This window comes from Corynebacterium liangguodongii (genome assembly GCF_003070865.1).
Lineage (GTDB): Bacteria > Actinomycetota > Actinomycetes > Mycobacteriales > Mycobacteriaceae > Corynebacterium > Corynebacterium liangguodongii.
In genome coordinates, this window is sequence record NZ_CP026948.1 from 619944 (window position 1) to 646088 (window position 26145).

The following is a 26145-nucleotide window of genomic DNA, read 5'->3' on the forward strand; positions in this document are numbered from 1 at the left end:
AGAAGCATTCGCGCGGATTTCGGCTTCCGGGCGGATCCGGGGGCGCAGATAAGCGAGCAGCATATGCGGCATGACAACCACACCAGCGATCAGTTTTGAACGCGTGGCCAAGAGCTTCGGCGCGCAACGAGTTCTTGGCGACGTCACCTTCGACGTCGCCCCCGGCCGCGTGCACGCCCTTCTCGGGCGCAACAGCGCGGGCAAGTCCACACTCATCTCGATCCTGCTCGGACTCTTGCCCGCGGATGCGGGAGAGGTGCGCATCTTCGGCCGGCCCTGGGCAAAAGATCACCTCAAAAGCATCGGCGCCTCCGTCAACGGGCCCGCTTTCTACGGGCACCTCAGTGCGCGAAGCAACGTGCTCGTGCACACGCGCCTGCTCGGGCTACCGGATGCCGAGGCGGACCGCGCGCTCGGCGTCGCCGGCATCGCAGGAACCGGCCGCAAGCGGGCAGGCAGCTTCTCCACCGGTATGAAGGCGCGCCTCGCGCTGGCACAGGCCATCCTCGGCGACCCGGAGATCCTCGTCCTTGACGAGCCGCAGAACGGCCTCGATCCGCAGGGCATCGCCGAGCTGCGCGAGCTGCTGCGTGAATGGGCGCGTCAGGGCCGCGCGGTGCTGGTGAGCTCCCACCAGCTCGGCGAGGTCATCCACCTCGCCGACGACGCCACCGTGCTTGCTGAGGGCCACATCCGCTACTCCGGCCCGCTGGATAGGCTTGCCCCCGACGGGGACTTGGAGAAGGAGTTTTTCCGGCTGACGATGGGAGAGCTGGCATGAGCCGCTACCTCTCCGCCGAACTCCTACGGGCCCGCGGCTCGGCGCTGCAATGGCTTCCGCTCGTCGCGATACCTCTGACGATCATTGGCTTCATATTGCGGGGGTGGGCCATTCAACAGGACAGGACCATCGAGAGCATCATGGCCTGGCAGGGCGTGTACTTAACGGGCCTGGCCGCACCTGTAGCAGCCCTGTTCGCGGCCACCGCGGAGTCGAGGGAGCGGCAAGCCCACTACGGAGCGACGCTGTGGCGCCCTGTGAGCGCAGTGAGGCAGAGGGGCGCCCGTCTATGTATGGTGCTGGTCAGCCTTGCCATTTTCCACGTGATTCTCTTCGCCTCCGTATCGGCGTTGGCCGCTATTGGGGGAGTTCCGGGAATCGGGAGGGTCGTGCGCCTCGGTCTTTTCGCCTTCATTGGCACTATCGGCATCGCTGGCCTCGGCGCGGCACTCGGGCGTGTGACTGGTCTCGTCGTGCCGGTCATTGTCTTTCTCGTCTGGCAAATCATTGGCGCCAACGGACGGGTCGTTGAGGGGGACTACTGGTGGGTTTGGCCGATGGCCTGGCCGCTTCGGCTGATACTTCCCGCCGGTGGCTTTCACCAGAACCTCCTCTACCTCGAGCCAGACTCGCCGCTGCGCAACGAAAGCCCCGGACTCGCCCTCGCTTTGTGCGGCATACTTGCCGCCGTGGGGATAGCGGCAGCGCTGCTCACCACGGAAAACGTCTGGGTTCGCGTGCCCACGCGTGCTGCGCGGAATGAACAGGCAGTGGCCTCCGCTGTGAGGCGTAGTGCGGGATACATTCCCGCCATCGTGCAGCGTGTTGACGCCCAGCGGCCACGCTCCTGGCGTGCAATAGCCAGCGTCGCCTTCGGCGGAGCCCTGATGGGGTGCCTCGGGGTGTCGTTTTTGGCACTGGCTTATATCGCGCAGACCTATACGGTAGACATCGTTCACGGCCTGTTCGTGTTTGCGGTGCTTCCCCTGGGCGCGGGACTGCTGCCTACGCTCACATGGCTGAGGATGTCTAGCGCGTGGAGGATCATGCGGGTTGAGTTCCCTGGAATCGCTCGCGTAATACTGCTGTGGTCGCTTGCTATTATCGCAGCGGTGTGCTTCGTCGCAGGGCTTATCGGGCTTAGTGCTGGCGGTGAGCCCAGCGACGAGGCTAGGCGCCTTATCATCGGGACGTTGGTCGGCGATGTCGTTTTCCTCATCGCGTTTCAGCTCCTCGTGCGCTTTGGGACGGCGCTGAGCATCTTCGCGGTTCTCCTGCTCTGGCTCGCCTCCGTCTTGCTGGGCGGCGACGTCCTCGCGAGGGGGCCGCTGTGGCTGATTGCCTTGCCCGCGTGGCCCCAGACGGCATGGAACCTATCGCGGGCTGCCATCGCGATTGTGCTCGGCCTTATCATCGCTGGGGCTTTGCACGCTCATACGCACCGCATGCTGTCTCAGCGAGCCGAGCGCTAGACATTGCAAGCGGGGCTTACCTGCTGCTCATTGATGACCCGGACGAGCCGCGGCCCTTGAGGAATTCGCGCAGTCCCGCCAAGTCCTTCGGATACTCTTGCGTGCCGCCTTTCGCTGGCGGCACGGTGGTCGCCGGCTCCGCGGGGTTGCCCGCGGGGAAGTCGCCGCAGTTGGTGCCTGCGGGCTTGCCGTCGAAGCGATCCTGCAGCCACGGCCACGCCCCGGCGGAGAAGGTGAGGAACCCTGCTGTGTGTTCCATGATGGCGTACTCGTGGTAGATCACCGGGTTGCCGGCCTCGCAGTACTTGTGCGCGAGTGCCCGAGTGTCTCCGGTGACGGTGATGCCGTCCCCGGTGCCGATTCCCTCGGGGCCGGTGGGTGTGCCGGTGATCTCCCCGTTGTTGGCCTGGCCGATGAAAAACGGCGTGGCCGGGTCGGCGGCGAGGATGGGGTTGTTGCGGTTGACGGCGTCGACGAATTCGGGAATTGACCGCGGGTCGCGGTATTCGGGCTTGAACAGGGATGCCCAGTCGACCCCGGCAAAGGACGCGCTGACCTCGGTAATGGTGGCTCGCGAGAGGTCGTCGACCATGTGCTTGCCGTAGTCGGAGAGGTAGGGCTCGAGCGAGAAGTCGTAGGAGCGCGACAAGCCGATGAGGATCATGACGGTCAGTGGTCCCCAAAACGGAGCGCCGTCGATGTAGTTGACCAGGTTGAGCACGTTGGTGGGCACGCCACCGGCGGCGGAGCCGACGAGCCGTGCGTTGATGTCGGGTGCGTAGGTGGGGGCGAGCTGGGCGGCCCACACGCTGGCGATGGAGCCTCCGGAGTACCCGATCAGGCCGACGGGGGCGTCGGGGGAGAGGCCGGTCTCGGGGGTGCGCTCCGCGGCGCGGATCCCGTCGAGAGTGAGACGGCCATAGGTCGGGCCGTCGAAGAAGTTGGCGTCTTGGCCTTCGATGTCGGTCACGGCGACGGTGTATCCGCCGGCGAGCATCTGGACGATGGTCGGGGTCTCGATCCAGGAGTTGAACAGCCCGAGCGCGATATTCCCGGCGATGGCGCGAGAGGGGCTGTGGGCCGGGTCGAGGGAGTCGTAGACCGAGTGCATCGAGACCAACCGGCCGTTGGACTCGCCGGTTGGTTTGACCACCGAGGTGATGTTGTAGGTGGGCTTGTCGTCGTGGTCGGTCGAGCGGTACTTGATCTGGACGACCTGGACCGGGATCGGCAGGCCGACGAAGTGGTAGGGGATCGTCCTGGTGCTGATGACTTCGCCGGGTGCGTAGTCACCCAGGTTGTCCACGGGGGCGAAGAACTCCTCGCCGGACTGGACGATTGATGATCCGCCGAGGGGCGCGCCGTCGTGTGGGCCCTGCACAGAGGAGAGCTCTTGCGCGGTAGCGAGCACCGGGGTGGCGGACGACGCCGCTGCGGCGGCGAGCCCGATGGCAAGTGTTTTCACGCGGAACGTTGCGCGCATGGGGTCCTCCTTCTTGGGTATTATCTTTCCCCGGATGAGGAGGCTACCGCAAAGGTGTGATGACGGGGAACCGTGCGATGGGAAAAGTATGATTTTCGGGGCGAGTTCCCAGAAAAAGCCCGGCCCCGACAGGACTGTCGGAGCCGGGCTTTGTGGTGAGCGACTAGTGCTCGTCGTAGTGGTCGCCGTGGGCGGCATGGCGGTGGCCGTCGTGGACGTAGTCGACGTGGTCACCGTGGGGTACTGCGACGTGGCCGCAGCCCTCGCCGTGGGTGTGGTCCGTGTGGTCGGTGTGCTCGGCGTGGTCGGCGGCCTCGCACTCGTCCCAGTGGCCCTCGTGTTCGCGGTGCAGGTGGCCGTCGTGGACGTAGTCGACGTGGTCACCGTGGGGCACTGCGACGTGGCCGCAGCCCTCGCCGTGGGTGTGGTCGTGGGACTCGTGGATCGTGTGGGTCATGTCGTTCCTTTCGGGTTGGTACCTTTCGGCACGTTTTCAACTAGTTTCCACTAAAGCATGTTTTCAATAGGTTTTCAAGTCGGGGATGAATGCACGAGTTCGTGCAGGCAATGTGGTCGAGGAACTGTCACTGAAGACAACCTGGATCCCATGGTGCGATCATGGTTGGCGTGTTCCTTCCGGGATCAATGCCCCAGGTAGAATGATTATGTGTTGCCGCTACCGTCTCCTTACGGCCCGCCTGTCTATCGGTGGAAACTGTGGCCGCTTTCGCTACCCGGGGTTAGTTGCGACACGGGAATCTACCTCCTTCGCCCGTGGACGGGGATAGGCTTTACCGCAGGCGGAGGCTACTCGCGGCGCCACATCCAAGACGCCGCTGAGAAGCTCGGTGCGTGCCAGCGGAAGGCTATTACCCCGATCTGAGGAAAGCGCTGCCGAGGAGAGGCCCTGGAGCCTCATGTGCTCGACCAGCTGCTAGACCTATGAGCACCCCCATGCTCCTCTGTTCATGGACGGGCCGAGGCTCCCCCGCAGTCGTGGCCGGTGGCTCTCGACTAGCGGCGGTCTACAGGGCCGCGCTTGACCGCGACCTCCTCTGGCGCTAGATCCAGTTAAACCCTACATGCGAGCTCGTCCCCAACGGCTCGACGTGTACCAGGGTGGTCGCGCCCCCGAGTGCGCCGTCGATCCCTTCCTCGATGAGGTCGGCGAGGTCGTGTGAGCTCTCCACGCTCCAGGAGCCGGGCACCTGCATGACCACGTTGACGAGGCGCTCGCGGCCGAAGGCCGCGGTGCGCACGTCGGTAAAGTCCACCCCGTGCTCGGCGGCGAAGCCATCGAGGTAGGCCTTGATGGCGCGGCGCTCGTCTTCCGGCAGCGCCTCGGAGAGCAGGCTGATAAAGGACTGTTTGAGCAGCGTGTAGCCGGTAAAGAGGATATTCGCCCCGACGGCGAGGGCGACGAGGGGGTCGAGGATCTCCCAGCCGGTGATGGCAACCAGTGCCATGCCGACGATGACACCGACGGTGGTCCAGACGTCGGTAAGCAAATGCTTGCCGTCCGCGTCGAGCGTCGCCGAGCGGTACTTCTTGCCAGCCCGCAGGAGGACCAACCCGACGGCAAGGTTGAGCGCGGTGGCGATGACGGAGAGCGCAAGGCCTATCCCGGCCTGCTCGATGGGCTGCGGGGTGATGAGGCGCTGCACCGCAGTGTAGATGATCGCCACCGAGGCGAGCAGGATCATCGAGCCTTCGACCTGGGAGGAGAAGTACTCCGCCTTCGCGTGGCCGAAGTTGTGATTTTGGTCGGCGGGCTTGGCGGAGACCTTCAGCGCAACGAGGCCGACGATCGCGGCGACGAGATTGATGAGGGATTCTATGGCATCGGAGAGGAACCCCACGGAACCGGTGACCCATGCTGCGGCGAGCTTGAACGCGATGGTTGCTACTGCCGCAGCGATGGAGAGCCACATAAACCGCTCGAGGAGCCTTTGCTCGGCTCGTTGCATTGTCATCGCCTTCGCTTAGAGTGGGTGTGCATGGACGTAAAAAGTTGGATCATCGCTATCGCAGGCGCCGTCATCGGCGCGATGTTCTTCGGGTGGCTGCTCTCGATGCTCGGCGTGAGCGGCATCCTCTACACGGTGCTCGTGCTCATCGGCTCGGCGGTGACCTCCTCGCTCGCGGGGATGCTCTTCCGGCCGCGCTAGGCCAGAGTCATCATTGAGAGTGCGTGAATTTTCACCCCACCGACTCTACCCCGCCCGGAAGCTCTTCTAAGCGGATCCCGCGCTCGGCGGCGAAGCTGCCGAAGCGCTCGACAAACCTGCCGGAGCGCACCCCGGAGGCGCAGTAGACCACGACGGTGGTGCCTGCGGGCAGCCCGCCGATCGCCTCGAAGGCCTCCTGCGGGCGGGTCTCCCACGTGCTCGTCGGCAGGTGGATGCTCTTTCCCTCCAGGTCCGCCAGCGCCCTCTCGTGGGCCTCGCGCACGTCCAACCCGAGCGCCTCGCCGCGCGCCACCTTATCCGCGACCAACGACGCCGCCCCTGGTACCGCGCACGGCGCCGCGGGGTAGCTGCCCAGCTCGCGCGTCAGCTCGCGGCGCGGATCCCGGCGCACCGCGTACTCGCTTAACGACGCCCCCAGTGCGTCATAGACCCGCAGTGCGCCCGGCCGCGCCTCTCCCAGGCCCGCGAGGAGCTTCACGACCTCGGTGGCCATGAGCCCGCCGACGACGCCAGTGGTCACCCCGAGCACACCGGCGGTGGCGCAGTCCGGCACGGAGTCCGGGTCGGGTTGGGCGGGGTAGAGGTCGCGCAGGCCCACCCCGCCTGACGGCGCGCCGGGGCCGGACCACCACAGCGCGACGTCGCCGCGGTAGCGCAGCACCGAGCCCCACACGAGAGGCGTGCCTGTGATCTCGGCGGCATCGGCGGCCAGGAACTTGGTGGCGAAGGTGTCGGAGCCGTCGACGAGCACGTCGACCCCGTCGAGGAGTGCGAGAGCGTTATCGGGGGTGAAGTGGGCGTCGATAAGCTCGAGTTCAATGCCGGGCTGGAGCGCGCGCAGTCGCTCGCCTGCAACCTCGACCTTCTTGCGGCCGACATCGCCGGCGCCGAAGAGGATCTGGCGGTGGATGTTGGTGATGTCGACGCAATCGCTATCGATCACCGCGATATGCCCGACGCCGGTGGCGGCCAGCGCCTGCATGACGGGGCAGCCCAGGCCGCCGGCGCCGATGACGAGGACGCGAGCGCGGTGGAGTGCCGATTGCTGTTCCGGGCCGAAGCCGGGCAGGTTCATGTGCCGGGCCGTGCGGCGCAACTCCTCGCGTGGCAGATCGTGCATGAATCCCACTCTAGAGCGCCGCGGCGCTAAAATTCGCACCCATGTCCGCACCACGCAGGCGGGGGCTGAAGTCCGACCCGCTGATCTTTTACTCCGCGATCGGATTTATTGCGCTCTTCGTCTCGCTGACCATCGCGTTCGGCGACGCCGCCCGCCGCGCCTACTCGGCTGCCGCCGGCGCGCTCATGGACAACTTCTCGTGGTTCTACATAGCCGGGGTCTCCGCGGTGTTGGTCTACCTCATCGTCGTGTTCGTCTCCCGCTACGGCAACCTCAGGCTTGGCGACGACGAAGACGAACCCGAATACTCCCTCCCCGTCTGGTTTGCCATGCTCTTTGCCGCGGGAATGGGCGCGACGCTGATGTTTTGGGGCGCTGCCGAGCCGCTGCACCACGCGTATAACCCGCCGCGCGGGGACCTCGAGCCGATGAGCCGGGCGGCGATCACCCAGGCCTTCGAATTCACCTACTACCACTTCGGCATCCACATGTGGGTGATCTTTACCCTGCCGGGCCTGGCAATGGGGTATTTCACCTACAAGCGCAAGATGCCGGCGCGGCTCTCCTCGCTATTTTCCCCGCTGCTCGGCGCGCGCGTCTACGAGTGGCCGGGCAAGCTTTTAGACGCCCTCGGCATCGTCGGCACCGTCTTTGGCCTCGCCGTCTCCGTCGGCCTGGGGGTGCTGCAGATCTCCGCCGGCATGAACATCATGTGGGGCGTGCCGCTCATCACCCCCGTGCAGCTCGCGATCATCCTGGCGATCACCGTTGCCTCCTGCGCCTCGGTGGCCACGGGCCTGGATAAGGGCATCAAGATTTTGTCTAACCTCAACATCGCCGCGACTGTGGCGCTGTTGGTCTTCGTTTTGTTCGCCGGCCCGACGCTCACGCTCATCGGCCAGGTCACCGAGTCCTTCGGCATCTACGCCGATTCGCTGCCCGAGTTGATGTTTTGGGTCGACTCCTACGGCGATAACCCCGGCTGGCACGCCACGTGGACGGCGTTCTACTGGGCGTGGACGATCTGCTGGGCGCCGTTCGTGGGCATGTTCTTCGCTCGCATCTCGCGCGGGCGCACCGTGCGCGCGTTCATCGCCGGCACGATCTTGTTGCCGACGACCTTTGACATCGTGTGGTTCTCCATCTTCGGCCGCGCCGCAACCGAGCTCGAGACCGCCGAGCCCGGCGTGCTCACCGGCCCCGTCGTCGAGCAGGGGGACACGCCGCGGGCGCTGTTTACGCTGCTCGAGCACTTCCCGGCCTACGGCGTCGTCGGGGCGATCGCGCTCGGGGTGATCGTGCTCTACTTCGTCACCTCAATGGATTCGGCCGCGATGGTCATCGACATGTTCGCCACCGGCGAAGAGAACAAGACCCCGACGTACTACCGCGTCGGGTGGGTCGTCGCCATCGCCGCCGTGGCCGCCGCGCTGCTGTTTATCAACGACACGGGCATCGAGGCTCTCCAAGAGGTTGTCATCGTCATCGCCCTGCCGTTTTTCATCATGTACTTCCTCATGATGTTCGCCCTGTTCAAGGCGATGGATGACGATTCCGCGGCCGCCCGGCGCATGCGCACCCGTCAGTGGGAGAAGACTGATAGCGCCGAGAAGCTCGAGGAGGCCGAGGCTAAGCCCGCGCCGGGCTTCGACGCCGAGGGCAATGAAATTGCCCGCCCCGAGCTGGAGTACGACCACGAGGAGGGCGGTTGGCGCCTCTCAGAGGACCTCATCCGCCCAGGAGACGAGTCCGCTCGCGCTTGACGAGGCCACCGCGTGCTCCCTCCGCGGGATCCGTCCCGCGCCCTTGGCCAGCGCCCCGGCCTCCACGGCCAGCCGCATCGCCCTCGCCATCGCCACGGGATCCTGGCAGCGGTTCACCGCGCTGGCGAGCAGCACCCCGTCGCAGCCGAGCTCCATGGCGAGCGCGGCGTCTGAGGCGGTGCCCACCCCGGCGTCGATGAGGATGGGTACCTGCGCGCGCGAGCAGATCAGCTCGATGTTGTGGGGGTTCAAGATGCCCAGCCCGGTCCCGATCGGTGCGCCGAGCGGCATGACCGCCGCCGCCCCGCGGTCTTCGAGCCGCGCGGCGGCCACGGGGTCGTCGGAGGTGTAGGCGAGGACGGTAAACCCGGCGTCGACAAGCAGCTCGCACGCATCGAGCGTCTCGACGACATCGGGAAGCAGCGTCCTGTCATCGGCGATGACCTCCAGCTTGACCCAGTCGGTGCCGAGCGCCTCGCGGGCGAGCTTGGCGGTGATGACGGCGTCGCGGGCGGTGCGGCAGCCGGCGGTATTCGGCAGAGGCGCGATGCCGAGCCTTGCCAGCAGGTCGAACACGCCCTCGCCCTCGGTATTCGCCGCGTGGCGCCGCATCGCCACCGTGGTGAGCTCTGTCCCCGAGGCCACCAGTGCGCGCTCGAGGATGTCGTGGGAGCTCGCCCCGCCGGTGCCCATGATGAGGCGGGATGAAAAGGTCTTCCCCGCGATCTCCAGCACGGCCCTAGCCCCCCTGCACCGCGGTGAGGATGTCCACGCGCGAGCCCTCGGCAACGCGGGTCGAGCCCCACTCGGAGCGCGGGACCACCTCGGCGTCAATCGCGACGGCGGTGCCCGCGCCGGGCGCCTGCCCCACTTCCTCGACCACCAGCTCCTCCACCGTCGTCGCCGCGGTCTCGCGCGCCTCGCCGTTGACCGTGATGTGCATGACTACCTCCTGTGTCGCAGCGGGTTCGTGTCCTTCAAGTCTACGGAGGGCCTTCGCTTTTCGACGACCTCGGCACCGCACCGCGCGGCGAGCGCCGCCAGCAAGATCCCGTGCCTGAAGTACCCGGTGGATACGACCACCCGCTCACTCACCCTGCCCAGGTAGGGAAGGTCATCCGGGGTGCCGGGGCGCGCTCCGCAGCTCGCCTCCACAAAGTCGCAGTCTTCGATGCCGGGCACGATCTCCGCGGCGTCGCGCAGCAGCTGGTGCACGCCCTGGGCGAGGGGCACGGCGCGCCCGTCCTCCCTGCTCGTCGCCCCGATGGTGAGCGTGCGGTCGGCGCGCGGGATGAGGTAGACGGCGCGGTCTTCGACGAACCCCCGGATCACCCTGTCCACGAGCGGGAACTGGTGCTCGGGTACCCGCAGCTGCACAACGTCGCCGTAGACGGGGCGCAGCTTGAGGTGGTTGTCCCAGCCGCCGATCTGCTCGGCGCCGAGGCCCGCGGCGATGACGACCTGATCGGCGTGAGCCTCGCGGACGTCGTGGAGGTCTTCCGCGAGGAAGGTCACCCCGGCGGCTGCGCAGGCGTCGTCAAGCGCGCGTGTGATAAGCCTCGGCTGGACCTGGTGATCACCGTCGATGCGCACCGCTCCCGCGATGGCGGGGGAGAGGGCCGGTTCGAGGGCCCGGGCGGCGCGGGTGGTGATGCGGGTCGCCTCCATCCCGTGGGCGAGCTGGTAGTCCTGCAGCTCGTCGAGGTGGGCTTTGTCCGCACGGTCGGCGCCGACGACGAGGGTGCCCTCCGTGCGGTAGCCGGTGGGCAGGGCGCTGTAGCGGCCGATCAACGCAATGAGGTCCGGGTACCAGGCCGCGGCGGCGCGCATCAGGGGGAAGAGCGGATCCTGCTGGTAGACGACCTCTGCTACCGGCGCGAGCATCCCGCCGGCGTGGTGGGAGGCGCCGGAGCGCGGGTGCGCGTCGTAGACGGTGACGTCGTGTCCGCGATCGGCGAGGGTGAGCGCCGTGGAGAGCCCGATAATCCCGGCCCCGGCGATAGCGATGGTGGTCATGGTCTCCATTGTGGCACGCCGAAGGACTCCGCATTGCGGAGTTTCTATTCGAACAGGTTTATGAAAACTCCGCAATGCGGAGTGCTGGTGCCCTTGCTATAAAACGATATAATCGCAGCTAGAGGGCGATGTCCGAGGGGGTTGTTATAGTGCACGTGTTCGCATCAAGCGTGGGGGTATCAAGGGGGAGAAAATGACCACGGAGCAGCTAGCACACGACATTGTCGAGGCGTTTATCGGCATCACTCGCCACAAGGCGAGGATGCTGAGCGCAATCGGACGCTTCGACGAGGCCAACATGGCGCGCCGCCTCGGGGCCTCGACCACAGCGCTCTGGCTGGTCCAGCGCCTCGGGCTCTCGGAGACCACGGCACACGAGTACGTCAAGGTTGCCCGCGCGATGCTCGGATATCCTCTGCTCGCCGAGGCGTTTTCGGGCGGCGCGTTGAACTACTCGAAGGCCCGCCTCATCGCCCCGCTGCTCAGCGCGGAGACGGAGCGTGAGCTGGTGGATATGGCCGTGAGACTGGGCTATCACGAGCTCGAGGTCGCGCTGTCGAAGCTGAAGCGCAACAAGGCAGAAGGTGCCAGGTCGTACGTGCGGGTGAAGCCGCGCGAGGACGGGCGGGTGCGCCTGTGGGGAGACTTCAGCGCCGCCGAAGGCGCGGAGATCATGGCCGCGCTGAAGATCGGAGAGGGCGCGTATAGCCAGGAGCAGGGGCAAGAGCCGGTCTCCGGCTTCGGCCTCCCGCTCGGGAGCGCACTGCTCGGGTCGTTTATGGGTGTCATCCGCCTGGCGCGCGCGAACCCGCGCAGCACGCTTCGCACCCCCGGCGCGAACGTCAACGTCGTGATGACGACGGACGGGCGCGCCTATCTCCCCAACAACCTCGCCGCGCCCTCGGAGGCGGTGAAGAACTTCTTGTCCAACGCCTCCTATCGCCTCACCACGGTCGATGAGAAGGGGCTGGTGTTAAACGTCGGGCGCTCCCGCAGGTTGGCAACGGATGCCCAGGTAGCCGCCCTCATGGTGATGTGGCGCGGGCAGTGCGCCATGCCCGGATGCACCCACACGAGGTTCATGGAGGTCCACCACATCACCGAGTGGGCGGAAGGGGGCTTCACGGACCTCGACAACCTGCTGCCGTTGTGCTCCGCGTGCCATGCGCTCGTCACCGAGGGGTCCGTGCGCATCATGAAGGAACACGGAGACATCCACTTCCTCATGCCCGACGGCGCCCGGTTCGTCTCGCGCGACCACGGCCTGCCGGAGCGCTGCGACAACGCCGTGACACTCGAGGAGTTCAACTGCTCGTAGCGCCGCGGTCGAACTCTGCAACCACCCGCGCGGTGTAGGCCTCCGGATCCGGCGCGTTCATGATCCCGCGCACGAGCGCCACGCCGTCTACGCCTGCGCGCGCCAGGTCGCGGGCGTCGTCAGCAGTGACGTCGCCGATGGCCACGAGGGGCACGGCCGAAGCGGCGACGAGCGGGGGGTAGCCCTCCAGCCCGAGTGGGCAGCGGCCAGAATCCTTCGTCGGTGTCGCCCGGAACGGCCCCGCCCCGATGTAGTCGATCACACTCGCGACCTCGTTCGCCGCGCGGATGAGCTCGAGCGTGCCGGTGGTCAGCCCGATGATCGCATCACGGCCGAGCAGCTCGCGGGCGAGGCGGACATCGAGGTCGTCCTGCCCGAGGTGGACGCCGTCGACCCCGTCGTCGCGCAGCGCGAGGGCGATGTCGACGCGGTCGTCGACAAGCACGCGCGTGCGGGGGCGCACGGCCTTGACCTCGCGTGCCACCGCGCGGGAGAGCTCGAAGAGGTCCCGGGCGGAAATCGGCTTGCTGCGCACCTGGATCACCCCGGCGCCACCGAGGGCCGCGGCGCGCGCCCGCGAGACCACGTCCGGCCCAGCGCCGGTAACGAAGTAGCAGCGCAGGTCAAGCTTATCCATCGCGCGGCTCGATCCTGCCGGTCGGCCCGTAGGAAAGCCGCCGGTGCGCCCACTCGAAGGGGCCCTGCCTGCCCGCTGCTTCGAGCAGCGAGGCCGCTACCAGGGTGATCACCCACACGAGCAGGCCCAGCGCGATCTTCCCGCTTATCGACGCCTCCAGCCCCAGCCCGAACCCAAAAGGCATGACCAGGATGATGAAGAGGAACGATTGCGCGAGGTAGCCCGACATCGAGCGCTTCCCCAGCGCCACGAAGGGGTAGACCCAGGCGGAGTGGTCCCGAATCGCGTGGGAGAGCAGTGCGAAGGCGGCGAGGATGCCGGGGCCGATGAACGCACCGACGCCCTGGTTGAGCATCGCCAGCGGCTCTTCTAGCTGCGGGTCGAGCACCCCGATGGCCGAGAGCCCCCAGGGCAGGCCAACGGCGAGGATGATGGCCGCAGCGAGCGCGGCCCACGCGAGCAGGATCCGCCGGTGCTTGTCCACCTCAACGAGGTAGCCTTCGCGGGCCCAGATGTAGCCGATGATAGTCAGCCCCCCGAGCTCGAGGACCGCGAACGGGGAGGCCAGCGCCATCTGCACCGCGGCGGAGAGGTTCTCGCCGAGGTATGTGGGCAGGGAGTCGAGGTCGGCGGTCACCGAGCGCAGCTCAGGCGCGGCGAACCCGCCCCAGAAATACGCGGCCGCGGCCCCGGCTGCGGAGGTAAGCGCGAAGAGAGTGAGCGGGACGTAGGCGATCACCCGCAGCCACGTGGACCCCACGGCGAAGAGCATCGCGAGGACTACGCCGATCAAGCCGTACATCGCCATGATGTCGCCGTAGAAAACGGCGAACATGTGCGCGAAGCCGAAGGCCGCGAGGATGGCGTAGCGTCGCGCCAGGATGCCCCGGGCGGCGGGCAGCGGGTAGCGCTTGCGGTAGAGGCTTGATACGACAAGGCCGAACCCGAAGCCGAGCAGGGTGGAGAACATCGGCAGCCCGCGGACGTGGATGAACATCGCCGTGAGTACCGCGAGCACCTGGTCGACGGTGCTTCCGTGCGTGACGCCGCCGAGCGTGCTGCCCGGGGCGGTGTTGGCGTCGGTCATCCACGCGGTCGTGGCGTTGGCGCAGGCGATGCCGCCGAGGGAGACGCCGCGGGCGAGGTCGGGGACGAGGAGGCGCTGTCTATCGCTCATGGCCCTCCAACCTACTCGGGGAGGTAGACCTGGGAGCCGTGCTCCCGGAACACCTCCGCCATGTGCTGCTCACCCAGGGCGGCCTCAATGCTCGGCATGCCGAGGGAGGCGATGGAATCCCCGAACTCGTCGCGGATGTCTTGGGAGATGCGCATCGAGCAGAATTTTGGCCCGCACATCGAGCAGAAGTGGGCGGTCTTCGCGGGCTCGGCGGGCAGAGTCTCGTCGTGGTAGGCCCGGGCGGTCTCCGGGTCGAGCGAGAGGGCGAATTGGTCCTCCCAGCGGAACTCGAAGCGCGCCTTGCTCATCGCGTCGTCCCAGGCCCGCGCGCCCGGGTGGCCCTTGGCCACGTCGGCGGCGTGGGCCGCGATCTTGTAGGTAATCACGCCGGTTTTCACGTCGTCCTTGTTCGGCAGGCCGAGGTGTTCCTTCGGGGTGACGTAGCAGAGCATCGCGGTGCCGCCGGCGGCGATGTTGGCCGCGCCGATGGCGGAGGTGATGTGGTCGTAGCCGGGCGCGATGTCGGTCACCAGCGGCCCGAGGGTGTAGAACGGCGCGCCGCCGCACCACTGCTGCTCCTTGTCGTTGTTGACCTGGATCATGTTCAGCGGCACGTGGCCGGGGCCTTCGATCATGACCTGGACATCGTGCTCCCAGGCGCGGTGGCAGAGCTCGCCGATGGTCTTCAGCTCGGCGAATTGGGCCGGGTCGTTGGCGTCGGCAACGGAGCCGGGGCGCAGGCCGTCGCCAAGCGAGAATGCGACGTCGTAGGCGGCGAAGATCTCGCAGAGCTCGTCGAAGTTGTCGTAGAGGAAGGACTCCTTGTGGTGCGCGAGGCACCAGCCCGCCATGATCGAACCACCGCGCGAGACGATGCCGGTGACCCTGCGCGTGGTCAGCGGCACGAACGGCAGGCGCACCCCGGCGTGGATGGTCATGTAGTCCACGCCCTGCTCGCATTGCTCGATGACGGTGTCGCGGAAGATCTCCCAGGTCAGCTCCTCTGCGATGCCGCCGACCTTTTCCAGCGCCTGGTAGATGGGCACGGTGCCGATCGGGACGGGGGAGTTGCGGATGATCCACTCGCGGGTGGTGTGGATGTCGTTGCCTGTGGAGAGATCCATCACGGTATCCGCTCCCCAGCGCGTCGCCCAGCGCAGTTTGTCCACTTCTTCGCGTATCGACGACGTCACGGCCGAGTTGCCGATGTTGGCATTGATCTTGGTCACAAAGGCGTTGCCGATAATCATCGGCTCGCTCTCCGGGTGGTTGACGTTGTTCGGGATGATCGCGCGGCCCGCGGCGACCTCCGAGCGCACCTTTTCCACGTCGCAGTGCTCGCGTAGGGCGACGAACTCCATCTCCCGGGTGATCTCGCCGCGCCGGGCGTAGTGCATCTGGGTGACGCGCTTGCCTTCCCGGGCGCGCAGCGGGGCGCGCCGGGCGCCGCGCCACTCCTCGGAGGCGGCGCCGCGCTTGGCGGCGCGGGTGCCGTCGTCAAGCAGGTTGCGCTCGCGCCCGGCGTATTCCTCGACGTCGCCGCGCGCGGCGATCCATTCGGTGCGCAGCCCCGGCAGGCCCACCTCGGGCTCGGCCCAGGGGCCGCGGGTGCGGTAGATGCGGAAGGGTTCGTTGGGGCCGGTGGGGGAGTCGTCGAGCTCGATGGCGGTCTCTGGGACTTCCAGCCCGCCCGAGCGGATCGGGGCGTAGCTGTGCTTCGGGTGGATTTCGTGCGCGTATGCGTCTGCCATGTGAGGCTCCTTAACTTCCTTCGCTGGTGCTAACCAGGCAGGTTCGAACGGTGCCCGCGCGGCGTCTTCGGCGCGGTCTCAGCCCCTAACCCGTGGGGCGCCCGTGTGAGGTCGTGCGCTCCAACCTAGTCGGCCGGGCGCGAGAATGCTATATTCCTGTTGCAGAAGTTACTTGAGAGAAAGTTTGGCCCCCATGGTTCGTCGCCTCCTCGCCCCGCTCATCGCCGCCCTCGTCATCGCCGCGGGCGCCCCGCTCGCCCACGCGCAGGAGGACCCGAACTACGTGTGGCGCACCGACCCGATCTCGAAGGCGCTCGCCGGCAAGCCGTTCGCGGACGCCGTGCTCCACCGGGTTCCGGGCTCGCTTCACGACGCCCCCCGGACCGCGCCGGAGGCAGCCGAGGCCGCCGCCCGCGGCAAGGCCCTCATCGGCCCCGGCACCCCGATCTACGTCGGGAGCAACGCCATGTGCACCGTCGCCGTCGCCGGCATCGACGCGCGCGGCCGGATGGTCGCCCTCACCGCGGGCCACTGCGGGGAGGTCGGGCAGGTGGTCACCTCCGCCGACGCCGTGGGGCTAGGGCCCGCCGGGCTCGTCGCCGCGGTGGACCACGGCCTCGACTACGCCGTTATCGAGCTCTGGCCGGTCGCCGAGGTCACCCGCACCTACAACGGGGTGAGCATCAACCACGTCGGCGCGCCCACGCTCGCGCCCGGCCAAATCGTGTGCAAAAGCGGCTACGCCTCGGCGCAGACCTGCGGGTTTACCTGGTTCGAGGACGGCCGCATGAACCTCAACCAGGTCTGCGCCATGCAGGGGGATTCGGGCGCGCCGCTCTACTCCGGCGACAGGTTGGTCGGCATCATCAACGGCGGGATTGTCAACCTGCCGTGCAACTCCCCGCTGCAGGGCCCGATCTTCTCGCCGACGGCCTCGGCGCGCTTCGACACCATCGCCGCAGCGATGGACGCAGCCGGAGGCCCGGGCGCGGGCTTCAGGCTCCCCTAAGGGCCTGCAGGACGGCGTCGTGGAGGAGGCCGTTGGAGGCCACCGCGTCCCCGCCGTGCGGGCCGTCCACGCCCTCGAGGGAGGTAAACCTACCTCCCGCCTCTGTGACCAGCACAGATAGGGCTGCGAGGTCCCAGAGCGAGACCTCGGGCTCGGCGGCGACGTCGACCGCGCCCTCGGCGACGAAGCAGTAGCTCAAGAAATCGCCGTAGCCGCGCAGGCGCCAGGCGCGATCTGTCAGCGACACAAAGTTCTCGCGCAGGCCGCGCTCATGCCACCCGCTGAGGGAGGAAAAAGACACCGAGGCATCCTCGATATCGCCCACGCGCGAGACGCCCAGCCGGGTGAGCGCCCCTGCGTTGAACGTGCGCCAGGCCCCTGCGCCCTCTGAGGCGTACCAGCGCCGCGCCAGAGCGGGGGCGGATACGACGCCGACGACCGGGGTGGCGTCGACAAGCAGCGAAATGAGCGTCGCCCACACGGGCACGCCGCGCACGAAGTTCTTCGTGCCGTCGATGGGGTCAATGACCCACTGGCGGCCCTCGAAGGCGACCTCGCCGCCGAACTCCTCGCCGAGCACCTTGTCGGCGGGGCGGGCCTGCGCCAGCTCGGCCCGTAGCGCCTCTTCCACGGCGAGGTCGGCGTCGGAGACCGGGGTGAAATCGGGCTTCGATTCGACGGTGAGGTCGGCCGCCTCGAAGCGCTCGAGCGTGATCGCATCAGCGGCGTCCGCGAGCTTGAGGGCGAGGGCGAGGTCGTCGGCGTAGTTAGGCATGGTGCGACAGTCTAGTCGCGATGTCCTCGATGACGCGCTGGTTGCCCGCCACGCACCACTCGACGCCGCCGGCGCTGACCTTGATCGTGCGGCCCCCGGCCGCCTCGACGAGCGCCCGGCCGGGCAGCCAGTCCCAATCGGCCACGGTGTGCTGCAGCCAGGCGCCGATCCCGCCGGAGGCCACCGTGGAGAGGTCGATCGAACCGGCCCCGAGCATCCTGATCGTCGCGGCGCCTTCCACCGCGGCCGTCCACGCCGCGCGCACAGGCTCGATCTGCATCGAGGCGGGGTGGAGGTAGGTGGCCACGCCGAGCTGGTCGAGCCCGGCGGCGGGCAGCGGGCCGAGGCGGCGCCCGTTGCACGTGGCCTGCCCGTCCGCCGCCTGCCACAGCGTCTCGAGGGCCGGGCGGTAGACGGCGCTGGTGAGAATGCGCTCCGGGTTCGCCGGTTCGCCCTCGACCAGTGCGATCGCGGAGCAGAAGTAGTCCGAGCCCGAGGCGAAGTTATACGTACCGTCGACTGGGTCTACCACCCACGTCCGCCCGCTCGTCGATGCCTTCGCCGCGCCCTCCTCGCCCAAGATCCCGTCTGCGGGGCGGAGCTTGCCAAGCGCCTCGGCCACGAAGTTCTCCGCCGCCCGGTCCGCGTCGGTGACCACGTCCGATACCGAGGTCTTCTCCGTCGTCTCTAGCCCCTCGTCGCGCATCCGCAGGGCGAGTGTGCCTGCGTGCTTCACGAGCTCGCGGGCGAGGGCGGCGTCGTCAGACTGATCGAAGGAAGTTGAGAAGGCAGCAGTCATGCCCCCCATTATGCCCGCCGCGCTAGACTTGCGGGCTATGCAACCGGAGACCGCGACACGCATTGCCAATCTCGATTCGACGCTGACCACCATCGAAAAGGTGATGGACCTAGGCGAGCTGACGGCACGTTCGCGCGAGCTCGAGCAGCAGGCGGGCGATCCCTCGCTGTGGGACGACCCGGCGCACGCCCAGGCGGTGACCACGGAGCTCTCGGGCGTCCAGTCGAGGCTCAAGAAGGTCACCTCGCTGCGCCAGCGTGTCGACGACCTGCCGGTGATCTACGAGCTCGCCGAGGAAGAAGGCGATGATTCGCTGGCGGAAGAGGAACTCGGCGCGCTGGAGGAGGCCGTCTCCTCGCTCGAGGTGCAGACCATGCTTTCCGGCGAGTATGACGCTCGCGAGGCGGTGGTCAACATCCGCTCCGGTGCCGGCGGTGTCGATGCGGCGGACTGGGCGGAGATGCTCATGCGCATGTACACCCGCTGGGCGGAGAAGAACGGGTACAAGGTGGACATCTACGACGTCTCGTATGCGGAGGAGGCGGGCATCAAGTCGGCGACCTTCGTGGTTCACGGCGAGTACATGTACGGCCAGCTCTCGGTGGAGCAGGGCACGCACCGTCTCGTGCGCATCTCGCCGTTTGATAACCAGGCGCGGCGCCAGACCTCGTTCGCGGAGGTTGAGGTCTTGCCCGTGGTGGAGCAGACCGACCACATCGACATCCCCGATGCGGACATCCGCGTCGATGTCTATCGCTCCTCGGGTCCCGGCGGGCAGTCCGTCAACACGACCGATTCCGCGGTGCGGATCACCCACCTGCCTACCGGTATCGTGGTGACCTGCCAAAACGAGAAGTCCCAGATTCAGAACAAGGCCTCGGCGCTGCGCGTGTTGCAGTCGAAGCTGCTCGAGCGCAAGCGCCAGGAGGAAAAGGCGGAGCTCGACGCGCTCGGCGCCGGGGGCAACGCGTCCTGGGGCAACCAGATGCGCTCCTATGTGCTGCACCCCTTCAAGATGGTGAAGGATTTGCGGACGAACTACGAGGTGGGCGACCCGCAGAAGGTCCTCGACGGCGACATCGACGGGTTTTTGGAGTCGGGGATTCGCTGGCGCATGGCAGAAAACAAGTAGGGTAAGAGCCAATGATTACCTTCTCCCACGTCACAAAGTCCTACCCGACCTCGACGCGGCCCGCGCTTGACGACATCTCCTTTACCATCGACAAGGGCGAGTTCGTTTTCCTCATCGGCCCTTCCGGTTCGGGCAAGTCAACCTTCCTCGAGCTGATGATCCGGGAGGAAAACGTCACCAGCGGCGATATTCGCTTCGGTGATTTCCACGTCAACGCGCTCAAGGGGAGCGAGATCAACAAGCTGCGCCAGTCAATCGGCTACGTCTTCCAGGACTTTCGCCTCCTGCCCAAGCTCAACGTCTACGACAACGTCGCCTTCGCCCTCGAGGTCACCGGCAAGCCGAAGCGCAAGATTGCCAAGCTCGTGCCCGATGCGCTCGGGCTCGTGGGGCTCGACGCGAAGGCTAACCGCATGCCCCACGAGCTCTCGGGAGGAGAGCAGCAGCGCGTCGCCATCGCGCGGGCGTTCGTCGATAAGCCCCCGCTCGTGCTTGCGGACGAACCCACGGGCAACCTCGATCCCGCCACGGCCGACGAGATCATGGCGCTGCTCACCCGCATCAACAGGCTCGGATCGACCGTGATTATGTCCACCCATAACGCCCGGGCCGTCGATGACCTGCGCCAGCGCGTGATGGAGCTCAACCTGGGCAAGCTCGTGCGCGACGACAAGCACGGCGTCTACGGTGTGACCGGCTCGGAGGTGCGCTGATGAACTGGGGATTTATCGCCAAGGAAGCCTTCCGCGGGCTCGGGCGCAACCTCACCATGACCGTGGCGCTCATCATCACCACGGCGCTCTCGCTCGTGCTCGTCGGCGCAGGGATCCTCATTACCCAAGCGACGAACGAGACAAAGGCGCTCTACCTCGACCGCGTCGAGGTCATGATTGAGCTCGATGAGGAGATCTCGGCGACGGATACCGATTGCTCCTCGCCCGCCTGCCTTGAGGTGCGCGATGAGCTGCAGTCCAGCGACGGGGTTGAGCAGGTGACCTTCCGCTCCCGCCAGCAGTCCTACGAGAGGTTCGTCGAGCTCTTCGGCCAGACCGACCCGGACCTCGTGCGCGAGACCACCCCGGACGCGCTGCCGGCGGCGTTGCATGTGCGGCTGAAGGATCCGACCGATCCAAGCCCGGTGGAGGCGGTCTCCCAGATGCCGCAGGTCGCCGTGGTTACCGACCAGGCTGACACCGTCCGCGAGGCCGCCGGCACGATGGATACCTTCCGTAACGCCACCTTCGTCGTCGCGGCGGCCCAGGCGCTCGCGGCGCTGTTCCTCATCTCCAACATGGTCCAGCTCGCGGCCTTCAACCGGCGCGAGCAGATCGGGATCATGCGCATGGTGGGCGCCTCGCGCTGGTTCACCCAAGCGCCGTTCGTGCTCGAGGCCGTGGTCTCGGTGCTCATCGGCGGCATCATCGCCACTGCCGGTGTGTGGGCCGGAAAGCGCTTCTTGGTCGATCCGCTCATGGGGGACCTCTATGCCTCCCAGCTCGTCGCTCGTGTTCCCGACTCGATGGTCGCGACCGTCATGCCGGCGGTCACGCTCGCGGCCATGGTGCTCGGGGGGATCGCCGCACAGGTGGCGCTGCGTTCCTACGTGCGCAAGTGACGGGGTAGACTGGTCGCCTACTATGGCGAAAAAGAAGAAGAAGGATGCCTCCGGCGGCGTCATCGCGACGAACCGGAAGGCTCGCCACGACTACAACATCCTCGATACCTTCGAGACCGGCATCGTGCTCGTCGGCACGGAAATCAAGTCGCTGCGCGACGGCAAGGCCAGCCTCGTCGAGGCGTTTGCCACCATCGATAACGGCGAGGTGTGGCTGCGTAACCTCCACATTCCCGAATACTCGAGGGGATCGTGGACCAACCACACCCCGCGGCGCACCCGTAAGCTGCTCATGCACCGGCGCGAGATCGACTCGCTCGAGGGCAAGTTGCGCGACGGCAACCGGACCCTCGTGCCGCTCTCGCTTTACTTGAAGGACGGCAAGGCGAAGGTCGAGCTCGCGCTCGTGCAGGGCAAGCAGGACTACGATCGGCGCCAAGACATTAAAAAGCGCGACGAGGATCGCGAGATCGCGCGCGAGATGGGCCGGAAGTTTAAGGGGATCAAGGCGTGAAAAAGGCACTCGTGACGGGGGCATCGCGGGGTATCGGCCGCGCGATCGCCGAAGAGCTCGGGCGCGACCACCACGTCTACGTGGGGGCGTCCCGGGACGCATCCGAGGTCGTCGCCACGCTGCCGAGCGCCGAGCCTTTCGTGGTCGACCTGCGCGATAGCGCCGCGGTGGCGCAGGCCTGCGCGGGAATTGGCGAGCTCGATGTGCTCGTCCACGCCGCCGGCATCTACCCGAAGGCGCCCTTTGACGAGCTGACGGACGAGCAGTGGCGCGAGGCCTTCGAGGTCAACGTGTTTGCGGGGGTGACGCTTGTGCGCGAGCTGCTGCCCGCTTTGCGACGCTCCCGTGGCCTCATCCTCACCATCAACTCCGGCGCCGGCTTCCACGGGGTGGAGGGCGGCAGCGTCTACTGCGCCACGAAGTTTGCCTTAAAGGGCCTCACCGACACGCTCCGCTTGGAAGAGCAGGGGCGGGTGCGGGTGACCTCGCTGCACCCGGGGCCGACTGATACCGATATGCTCGCCGGGGATCCCCGCCCGAAGATGTCGCCCGCGGCAGTGGCTCAAGCTGCCCGCCTCGCCGTGGACGTGGGGCCGGAGGCCGTGATCGACTTCCTCCGCGTGAGCCCCTTGCGCAAGTCCTAGCCGTGGCGTAGAGTGAGTTCTCCTACGGTTCCCGTAGTGAATGGGGTTGATTTTGGTTTCGACTTCATTGACCAAGCCAGGGGAAGCGTGCCGGTGCAGGCTGGAGACCACCGTAAGCGTCGCAGCAAACAATAAACGCAGAGAAGAACTCTCAGCGTGACTACGCCCTCGCTGCCTAAGAGCTAGCGACTAGCGTGTCTGTCAGGCCGGGCCCGTCCCCGTCCCGGTACCTGGCATCGACTTAGGGGACTTGCCCAAGGGCCGTGCCGGTGCGGCCCGCGGGGACACCTCACACCGGCTGGGCCCGCCATCCGGACATGTTTGCCTGATCCGGAGGGCCGAGTAGAGGCGACGTGCGAACTGCGCACGGAGAAGCCCTGGCGCGGTGATGAAGGACCCGGGTTCGATTCCCGGCAGCTCCACCGAGGTCAAGCCCCGGACCTGCAACGGTCCGGGGCTTGCTTTTTGTCTCTTGCGCTGCGCGTGAGCATCGTGGCCGCTATTGTTGCGTCTGAAACCTGGCCCGCTCACCCGAAGGATCACATCATGCGCATCGACGCCATCGAAATCTCCCAGTACGAAGGCGACACCCTCTACTTCCGTACCGAACACCCGGAAACCGGTGAGGACCGCGTGGCCCAGCTGCGCGAGGCCATAGAGAATGGCACCGAGTTCACTGCCGAGGATCTCCTCGGTCGTATCCAGACGATTCATCCGGACAATATCGAGACCTGGGAAGAGCGCCGCGTGGAGGACACCGCGCTTTAGTCGGAGGTAGACGTCTTCCATGGCGCGGCCTAACGACGATTTCTTGCACGTTCTAAGGGTCTTGGGTCCACCGGAGGATGCAGCGTCCACCGAGATCGTCTGGGGGCAAACGGAGACTTTTTCGCCCCGAGTGGTGGGTTAAAAGCTGGCCGAGTAATTTTGCCGCTGCCTCATTTCCTGGCCAGGGATGACCGTTTCCTTTCTGTGTCCCGGCAGCGGTTGTTCGAACTCGGGGAGTCCGTAGAGACCGAGGCTGAGGCCGTAAGCTTCTACGTTGCCGTGTGCTCGTGGGGCGCTGGGATGAGCGCGCAGTAAACACAGCGGTGTCTTCGGCCTTTACACCAGCCCGATGCGCCGGCGAAGTTACTCCAGGGTTTGAAAGCCGCAGCGCTCAACTCAGCCGATGACGCTTACTTTGAGTTCAGGAATTACAGCAGGGCCAGGATTAAACACCTGGGGCCGGCATTTTTATCATCGAGCAGGTTCACGGGCAGTGGTGCCCGGACTTGCCCACCGACGTTATCGAGTACACCCTTTTCCACGCTGGACGCTCCATTCAGGCTCCCAGCATTTAGCTCCACCCTGCAATAGGCGGCGTCCCAACTAGGTGTGGGTACCGGCCTACACTCGGGCCCATGCCCGAGACAAACCCGCTATTCCAACTCTCACAGACCCCGCACACAGAACTGCCGGGGTTTGCCCGAACGTTTCGGCGTGGCGAGGAGGGTGTCCGATTCTTTGTGTGCGGGGGGGCTTGGTTTACAAGTAGTCCGCGAATCGGTCGGGGTAAGCCACGGCTAGTTGGTTGATGGCTTGTTTCCACCCGGTGGCTTTCGCTCCTTCAATATAGCCGTTGCATTCGATGGCGCGCTTGGCTTTCTTCGCTCGCTGGGCAGCGCGCTTGTCCTCGATGTTGCAGATCATCAGCCACAGCGTTTTCAGCGCCGCGGTATCGTTCGGGAACTGGCCGCGGTTGCGGGTGGCTTTCCGCAGTTCAGCATTGAGTGACTCGATCGAATTCGTGGTGTAGAGTACCCGCCGTGCCGCAGGCGGGAACTGCAGAAACGGCACGAACCGATCCCACGCATCACGCCACACCTTGACCGATTGCGGATACTTCCGTCCCAGCTCGGACGCCTCGAACGCGTCCAGGGCGGCGCGGGCGGTGTCCTCGTTCGGTGCGGTGTAGACCTCCCGTAGCGCACTTGATACGGGTTTGCGGTCTTGGTAGGACACCCACCTGTTGGCCGCCCGGATCAGGTGCACGATACTCATCTCGCACCATGGAATTCGGCCAGGTTGCCTCCACGGCTTCCGGCAGGCCTTTGAGCCCGTCGCAGCAGACGATGAACACGTCTTGGACCCCACGGTTGGCAAGGTCAGCGCACACGGATGCCCAAAAACTGGCGCCTTCATTGTCTGCGATCCACAATCCCAGGATGTGTTTGATGCCGTCCATGTCGACGCCTACCGCCATGTAGCAAGACTTGTTGACCACGCGGTGGCCATCGCGGATCTTCACTCGCAGCGCGTCGAGGAAGATCACTGGGTAGAACTCGTCGAGCTGGCGGTTTTGCCAGATCATGACCTCTTCTAACACCGCGTCGGTAATGGTGCTGATCGTATCTGGGCTCATATCCACCCCGAGGGTGGTGGCGAGATGGTGCTGAATATCGCGCACGGTCATCCCACCGGCGTACAGCGAGATAATCATGTCGTCGAGCTCTGTGAGCCGGCGTGAGCCTTTGGGCACCATCTGGGGAGTAAACGTACCGGCACGATCCCTGGGCACGGTCACTTCCAACGCGCCGTACCCAGAATTGACGGTCTTGGTGTACGACCCGTTGCGGTGGTTACTACCCTGTGTTGGTTCAACCTGGGCCTTCATCTTCCGGTCGGAATGACCATAGCCCAAATGGGCATCCATTTCCGCCTGCAGACCAGCGTTAATCGATGCCTGCAACAGACCTTTGACCAGGTCGCTGGCGTCATCGGTGGACGTCGACAACTCGCCAATCAGCTTGGCGAGCTCAGGATTTTCCATCAGCTTCTCGCTGATCTCGTTGACCTTGTCCTGGTCATGGTTTTTCTTCGTTGTCACCGTTGTCATTATCGGTGAAACTCCTTCTGGATCAGAGCCTCACACACAAATTTCCTGACACCCTCGTGGCGAGCTGACGGTGGGCCTGAGCCTGCCGATCGAGGAAAGCGCGGAGGAAAGCACCGAGGATTCGCTCGACAATCAGGTGCGCTTGATCCGCAAGGCGGAGGACGCCGGGTTCGCGGCCGTTTGGGTGCGCGACATCCCGCTGCGGGTGGAGACCTTCGGCGACGTCGGCCAGGTGTGGGACCCGTGGATGTACTTGTCCTACCTGGCCGCGCGGACGTCGACGATCGCGCTCGGCACAGCGGCAGTTGTCGTGCCATTCCAGCATCCGCTGCTCATGGCCAAGCGCGCGGCAACGCTGGACAGGCTTTCGGGAGGGCGGTTCTTGTTCGGCATCGCCACGGGGGATCGGCCGGAGGAGTTTCCCGCCTTCGGGCAAGATCGCGGGACCAGGGGAGACGTGCTGGCGGAGCACCTGCGCGTCTACCGCGAGGCCATGACCACCAGTTACTCGCCGATTCGCTGGTCCGGCGGGAAGATGGGCGGCGCGGATGTCGTCCCCAAACCGAGTGCGCGGGACGTGCCGTTGTTAGCCACCGGTTCGCTCCAGCAGACAATGCAGTGGCGTGCTGAACACACGCACGGGTGGCTGATGTACCACAAAGGCCTTGAGATGCAGAAGGTCAACGTGGACAACTGGAACGTCGCCGTCGATACGCTCGGCGGCGGGTGGAAGCCCTTCGCCGAGTCGCTGTGGCTTGACCTGCATCCGAACCCGGACGCCGAGGCGGAAGGGCACCACTTCGGCTACCGGCTGGGCCGCAACGCGCTGATTCGTTTGCTGCACAAGCAGCGCGAGATCGGGATCAGTCACGTGATGGTCAACTTCCGCGCTTCTGAGCGCGATGCGGAAGAGCAGATCGACGAGTTCATTCAGAACGTGATGCCGGAAATTACCCCCGCGGACTGAATTAGAAAACACTAGTGTAGTGTAATTCTGCGTTGGCCCCGGGGGTAAGGGTTGGCTAACCTGGGTCGCCCCCATACTATCTCCAAGGTAATCCTTACCTAAGTT

26 protein-coding genes, 1 other RNA gene, 1 pseudogene and 1 riboswitch are annotated in these 26145 nt (G+C 66.1%); of the genes and pseudogenes, 15 read left to right on the top strand and 13 right to left on the bottom strand.

Translation table 11 applies throughout. The features are described 5' to 3' along the window. Positions 1–70: 70 nt before the first annotated feature. Together C3E79_RS02965 and C3E79_RS02970 are read left to right on the top strand one after the other, a co-directional pair. Positions 71–781 (top strand): ATP-binding cassette domain-containing protein, encoded by a 711-nt coding sequence (locus C3E79_RS02965; protein WP_108403566.1) that lies wholly within the window; start codon positions 71–73, stop codon positions 779–781. Then, positions 778–2253, top strand: a complete 1476-nt coding sequence (locus C3E79_RS02970) for an ABC-2 family transporter permease (RefSeq protein WP_108403567.1) — start codon at positions 778–780, stop codon at positions 2251–2253. The genes C3E79_RS02965 and C3E79_RS02970 overlap by 4 nt, the downstream gene beginning before the upstream one ends. Before the next feature lie 16 nt (positions 2254–2269). On the opposite strand, the gene C3E79_RS02975 is transcribed toward C3E79_RS02970, so the two are convergent. From C3E79_RS02975 to C3E79_RS02985, 3 genes are all read right to left on the bottom strand, one after another. After that, positions 2270–3736: a lipase family protein gene (locus C3E79_RS02975; RefSeq protein WP_108403568.1), complete on the bottom strand. Its 1467-nt coding sequence runs from the start codon at positions 3734–3736 to the stop codon at positions 2270–2272. 163 nt (positions 3737–3899) lie between these two features. Beyond that, the gene (locus C3E79_RS02980; RefSeq protein WP_108403569.1) at positions 3900–4193 is read right to left on the bottom strand and encodes a hypothetical protein; all 294 of its coding nucleotides are present in this window, start codon (positions 4191–4193) and stop codon (positions 3900–3902) included. A gap of 604 nt (positions 4194–4797) precedes the next feature. Continuing rightward, complete coding sequence (locus C3E79_RS02985) at positions 4798–5709, bottom strand: cation diffusion facilitator family transporter (protein ID WP_108403570.1); 912 nt, start codon at positions 5707–5709, stop codon at positions 4798–4800. Between the two features lie 24 nt (positions 5710–5733). On the opposite strand from C3E79_RS02985, the gene C3E79_RS02990 reads away from it, so the two are divergent. After that, positions 5734–5904: a glycerol dehydrogenase gene (locus C3E79_RS02990; protein WP_108403571.1), complete on the top strand. Its 171-nt coding sequence runs from the start codon at positions 5734–5736 to the stop codon at positions 5902–5904. Between the two features lie 31 nt (positions 5905–5935). Here the strand turns inward: C3E79_RS02990 and C3E79_RS02995 are convergent, their stop codons facing one another. Continuing rightward, complete coding sequence (locus C3E79_RS02995) at positions 5936–7045, bottom strand: ThiF family adenylyltransferase (RefSeq protein WP_108403572.1); 1110 nt, start codon at positions 7043–7045, stop codon at positions 5936–5938. Positions 7046–7086: 41 nt separating this feature from the next. Between C3E79_RS02995 and C3E79_RS03000 the strand changes: the two genes are divergently transcribed. After that, a complete protein-coding gene (locus C3E79_RS03000; protein ID WP_108403573.1) occupies positions 7087–8808 on the top strand; it encodes a BCCT family transporter in 1722 nt (573 codons plus the stop codon). Here C3E79_RS03000 and C3E79_RS03005 read toward each other — a convergent pair. The 3 genes from C3E79_RS03005 to thiO are packed head-to-tail and all read right to left on the bottom strand — an operon-like array spanning position 8764 to position 10824. After that, complete coding sequence (locus C3E79_RS03005) at positions 8764–9543, bottom strand: thiazole synthase (RefSeq protein WP_108403574.1); 780 nt, start codon at positions 9541–9543, stop codon at positions 8764–8766. The two genes, C3E79_RS03000 and C3E79_RS03005, sit on opposite strands and share 45 nt — an antisense overlap. A gap of 4 nt (positions 9544–9547) precedes the next feature. Then, positions 9548–9751, bottom strand: a complete 204-nt coding sequence (thiS, locus tag C3E79_RS03010; protein ID WP_108403575.1) for a sulfur carrier protein ThiS — start codon at positions 9749–9751, stop codon at positions 9548–9550. Between the two features lie 2 nt (positions 9752–9753). Further along, positions 9754–10824 (bottom strand): glycine oxidase ThiO, encoded by a 1071-nt coding sequence (gene thiO / locus C3E79_RS03015; protein WP_108403576.1) that lies wholly within the window; start codon positions 10822–10824, stop codon positions 9754–9756. A gap of 193 nt (positions 10825–11017) precedes the next feature. On the opposite strand from thiO, the gene C3E79_RS03020 reads away from it, so the two are divergent. Further along, positions 11018–12142, top strand: a complete 1125-nt coding sequence (locus tag C3E79_RS03020) for an HNH endonuclease signature motif containing protein (protein WP_108403577.1) — start codon at positions 11018–11020, stop codon at positions 12140–12142. Here C3E79_RS03020 and C3E79_RS03025 read toward each other — a convergent pair. The 3 genes from C3E79_RS03025 to thiC form a co-directional block, all read right to left on the bottom strand. Further along, the gene (locus C3E79_RS03025) at positions 12129–12779 is read right to left on the bottom strand and encodes a thiamine phosphate synthase (protein WP_108403578.1); all 651 of its coding nucleotides are present in this window, start codon (positions 12777–12779) and stop codon (positions 12129–12131) included. The two genes, C3E79_RS03020 and C3E79_RS03025, sit on opposite strands and share 14 nt — an antisense overlap. Next, the gene (locus C3E79_RS03030) at positions 12772–13956 is read right to left on the bottom strand and encodes a DUF418 domain-containing protein (protein ID WP_108403579.1); all 1185 of its coding nucleotides are present in this window, start codon (positions 13954–13956) and stop codon (positions 12772–12774) included. The genes C3E79_RS03025 and C3E79_RS03030 overlap by 8 nt, the downstream gene beginning before the upstream one ends. A gap of 11 nt (positions 13957–13967) precedes the next feature. Beyond that, a complete protein-coding gene (thiC, locus tag C3E79_RS03035) occupies positions 13968–15707 on the bottom strand; it encodes a phosphomethylpyrimidine synthase ThiC (protein WP_108403580.1) in 1740 nt (579 codons plus the stop codon). Then, positions 15706–15822, bottom strand: a riboswitch (TPP riboswitch). (Overlaps the previous gene by 2 nt.) Positions 15823–15900: 78 nt before the next feature. On the opposite strand from thiC, the gene C3E79_RS03040 reads away from it, so the two are divergent. Then, positions 15901–16716, top strand: a complete 816-nt coding sequence (locus C3E79_RS03040; RefSeq protein ID WP_108403581.1) for a S1 family peptidase — start codon at positions 15901–15903, stop codon at positions 16714–16716. Here the strand turns inward: C3E79_RS03040 and hisN are convergent. Together hisN and C3E79_RS03050 are read right to left on the bottom strand one after the other, a co-directional pair. Next, positions 16703–17491, bottom strand: coding sequence for a histidinol-phosphatase (hisN, locus tag C3E79_RS03045; RefSeq protein WP_108403582.1), 789 nt, complete (start codon positions 17489–17491; stop codon positions 16703–16705). The two genes, C3E79_RS03040 and hisN, sit on opposite strands and share 14 nt — an antisense overlap. Further along, complete coding sequence (locus C3E79_RS03050) at positions 17484–18299, bottom strand: inositol monophosphatase family protein (RefSeq protein ID WP_108403583.1); 816 nt, start codon at positions 18297–18299, stop codon at positions 17484–17486. The genes hisN and C3E79_RS03050 overlap by 8 nt, the downstream gene beginning before the upstream one ends. Before the next feature lie 28 nt (positions 18300–18327). Here C3E79_RS03050 and prfB point away from each other — a divergent pair, with 28 nt between their 5' ends. The 8 genes from prfB (at position 18328) to C3E79_RS11810 (ending at position 23278) form a co-directional block, all read left to right on the top strand. Continuing rightward, on the top strand, positions 18328–19422 hold the full coding sequence (gene prfB / locus C3E79_RS03055; protein WP_108405022.1) for a peptide chain release factor 2: 1095 nt from the start codon (positions 18328–18330) through the stop codon (positions 19420–19422). 11 nt (positions 19423–19433) lie between these two features. Continuing rightward, positions 19434–20135, top strand: coding sequence for a cell division ATP-binding protein FtsE (ftsE, locus tag C3E79_RS03060; RefSeq protein ID WP_108403584.1), 702 nt, complete (start codon positions 19434–19436; stop codon positions 20133–20135). Continuing rightward, positions 20135–21037: a permease-like cell division protein FtsX gene (gene ftsX, locus C3E79_RS03065; protein WP_108403585.1), complete on the top strand. Its 903-nt coding sequence runs from the start codon at positions 20135–20137 to the stop codon at positions 21035–21037. Before ftsE ends, ftsX begins: the two co-directional genes overlap by 1 nt. A 22-nt stretch (positions 21038–21059) precedes the next feature. Continuing rightward, a complete protein-coding gene (smpB, locus tag C3E79_RS03070; RefSeq protein WP_108403586.1) occupies positions 21060–21551 on the top strand; it encodes an SsrA-binding protein SmpB in 492 nt (163 codons plus the stop codon). After that, the gene (locus C3E79_RS03075; RefSeq protein ID WP_108403587.1) at positions 21548–22195 is read left to right on the top strand and encodes an SDR family oxidoreductase; all 648 of its coding nucleotides are present in this window, start codon (positions 21548–21550) and stop codon (positions 22193–22195) included. Before smpB ends, C3E79_RS03075 begins: the two co-directional genes overlap by 4 nt. Positions 22196–22237: 42 nt before the next feature. Continuing rightward, positions 22238–22620: a transfer-messenger RNA gene (ssrA, locus tag C3E79_RS03080) on the top strand. Positions 22621–22741: 121 nt separating this feature from the next. After that, complete coding sequence (locus tag C3E79_RS03085; protein ID WP_108403588.1) at positions 22742–22963, top strand: flagellar biosynthesis anti-sigma factor FlgM; 222 nt, start codon at positions 22742–22744, stop codon at positions 22961–22963. Positions 22964–23167: 204 nt separating this feature from the next. Beyond that, positions 23168–23278, top strand: coding sequence for a hypothetical protein (locus C3E79_RS11810; protein ID WP_412778880.1), 111 nt, complete (start codon positions 23168–23170; stop codon positions 23276–23278). A gap of 444 nt (positions 23279–23722) precedes the next feature. Here the strand turns inward: C3E79_RS11810 and C3E79_RS03090 are convergent. Further along, positions 23723–25073 (bottom strand): annotated as a pseudogene (locus C3E79_RS03090) (IS256 family transposase). A 64-nt stretch (positions 25074–25137) separates the two neighbouring features. Between C3E79_RS03090 and C3E79_RS03095 the strand changes: the two are divergent. Next, positions 25138–26040, top strand: a complete 903-nt coding sequence (locus tag C3E79_RS03095) for an LLM class oxidoreductase (protein WP_268876079.1) — start codon at positions 25138–25140, stop codon at positions 26038–26040. Positions 26041–26145: the final 105 nt, after the last annotated feature.

Excerpts from the sequence above, each read along its gene's own strand:
- C3E79_RS02965 (WP_108403566.1), top strand. The coding sequence starts at position 71 with ATGACAACCACACCAGCGATCAGTTTTGAACGCGTGGCCAAGAGCTTC.
- C3E79_RS02970 (WP_108403567.1), top strand. The coding sequence starts at position 778 with ATGAGCCGCTACCTCTCCGCCGAACTCCTACGGGCCCGCGGCTCGGCG.
- C3E79_RS02975 (WP_108403568.1), bottom strand. The coding sequence starts at position 3,736 with ATGCGCGCAACGTTCCGCGTGAAAACACTTGCCATCGGGCTCGCCGCC.
- C3E79_RS02980 (WP_108403569.1), bottom strand. The coding sequence starts at position 4,193 with ATGACCCACACGATCCACGAGTCCCACGACCACACCCACGGCGAGGGC.
- C3E79_RS02985 (WP_108403570.1), bottom strand. The coding sequence starts at position 5,709 with ATGACAATGCAACGAGCCGAGCAAAGGCTCCTCGAGCGGTTTATGTGG.
- C3E79_RS02990 (WP_108403571.1), top strand. The coding sequence starts at position 5,734 with ATGGACGTAAAAAGTTGGATCATCGCTATCGCAGGCGCCGTCATCGGC.
- C3E79_RS02995 (WP_108403572.1), bottom strand. The coding sequence starts at position 7,045 with ATGCACGATCTGCCACGCGAGGAGTTGCGCCGCACGGCCCGGCACATG.
- C3E79_RS03000 (WP_108403573.1), top strand. The coding sequence starts at position 7,087 with ATGTCCGCACCACGCAGGCGGGGGCTGAAGTCCGACCCGCTGATCTTT.
- thiS (WP_108403575.1), bottom strand. The coding sequence starts at position 9,751 with ATGCACATCACGGTCAACGGCGAGGCGCGCGAGACCGCGGCGACGACG.
- thiO (WP_108403576.1), bottom strand. The coding sequence starts at position 10,824 with ATGACCACCATCGCTATCGCCGGGGCCGGGATTATCGGGCTCTCCACG.
- C3E79_RS03020 (WP_108403577.1), top strand. The coding sequence starts at position 11,018 with ATGACCACGGAGCAGCTAGCACACGACATTGTCGAGGCGTTTATCGGC.
- C3E79_RS03025 (WP_108403578.1), bottom strand. The coding sequence starts at position 12,779 with ATGGATAAGCTTGACCTGCGCTGCTACTTCGTTACCGGCGCTGGGCCG.
- C3E79_RS03030 (WP_108403579.1), bottom strand. The coding sequence starts at position 13,956 with ATGAGCGATAGACAGCGCCTCCTCGTCCCCGACCTCGCCCGCGGCGTC.
- thiC (WP_108403580.1), bottom strand. The coding sequence starts at position 15,707 with ATGGCAGACGCATACGCGCACGAAATCCACCCGAAGCACAGCTACGCC.
- C3E79_RS03040 (WP_108403581.1), top strand. The coding sequence starts at position 15,901 with ATGGTTCGTCGCCTCCTCGCCCCGCTCATCGCCGCCCTCGTCATCGCC.
- hisN (WP_108403582.1), bottom strand. The coding sequence starts at position 17,491 with ATGCCTAACTACGCCGACGACCTCGCCCTCGCCCTCAAGCTCGCGGAC.
- C3E79_RS03050 (WP_108403583.1), bottom strand. The coding sequence starts at position 18,299 with ATGGGGGGCATGACTGCTGCCTTCTCAACTTCCTTCGATCAGTCTGAC.
- prfB (WP_108405022.1), top strand. The coding sequence starts at position 18,328 with ATGCAACCGGAGACCGCGACACGCATTGCCAATCTCGATTCGACGCTG.
- ftsE (WP_108403584.1), top strand. The coding sequence starts at position 19,434 with ATGATTACCTTCTCCCACGTCACAAAGTCCTACCCGACCTCGACGCGG.
- ftsX (WP_108403585.1), top strand. The coding sequence starts at position 20,135 with ATGAACTGGGGATTTATCGCCAAGGAAGCCTTCCGCGGGCTCGGGCGC.
- smpB (WP_108403586.1), top strand. The coding sequence starts at position 21,060 with ATGGCGAAAAAGAAGAAGAAGGATGCCTCCGGCGGCGTCATCGCGACG.
- C3E79_RS03085 (WP_108403588.1), top strand. The coding sequence starts at position 22,742 with ATGCGCATCGACGCCATCGAAATCTCCCAGTACGAAGGCGACACCCTC.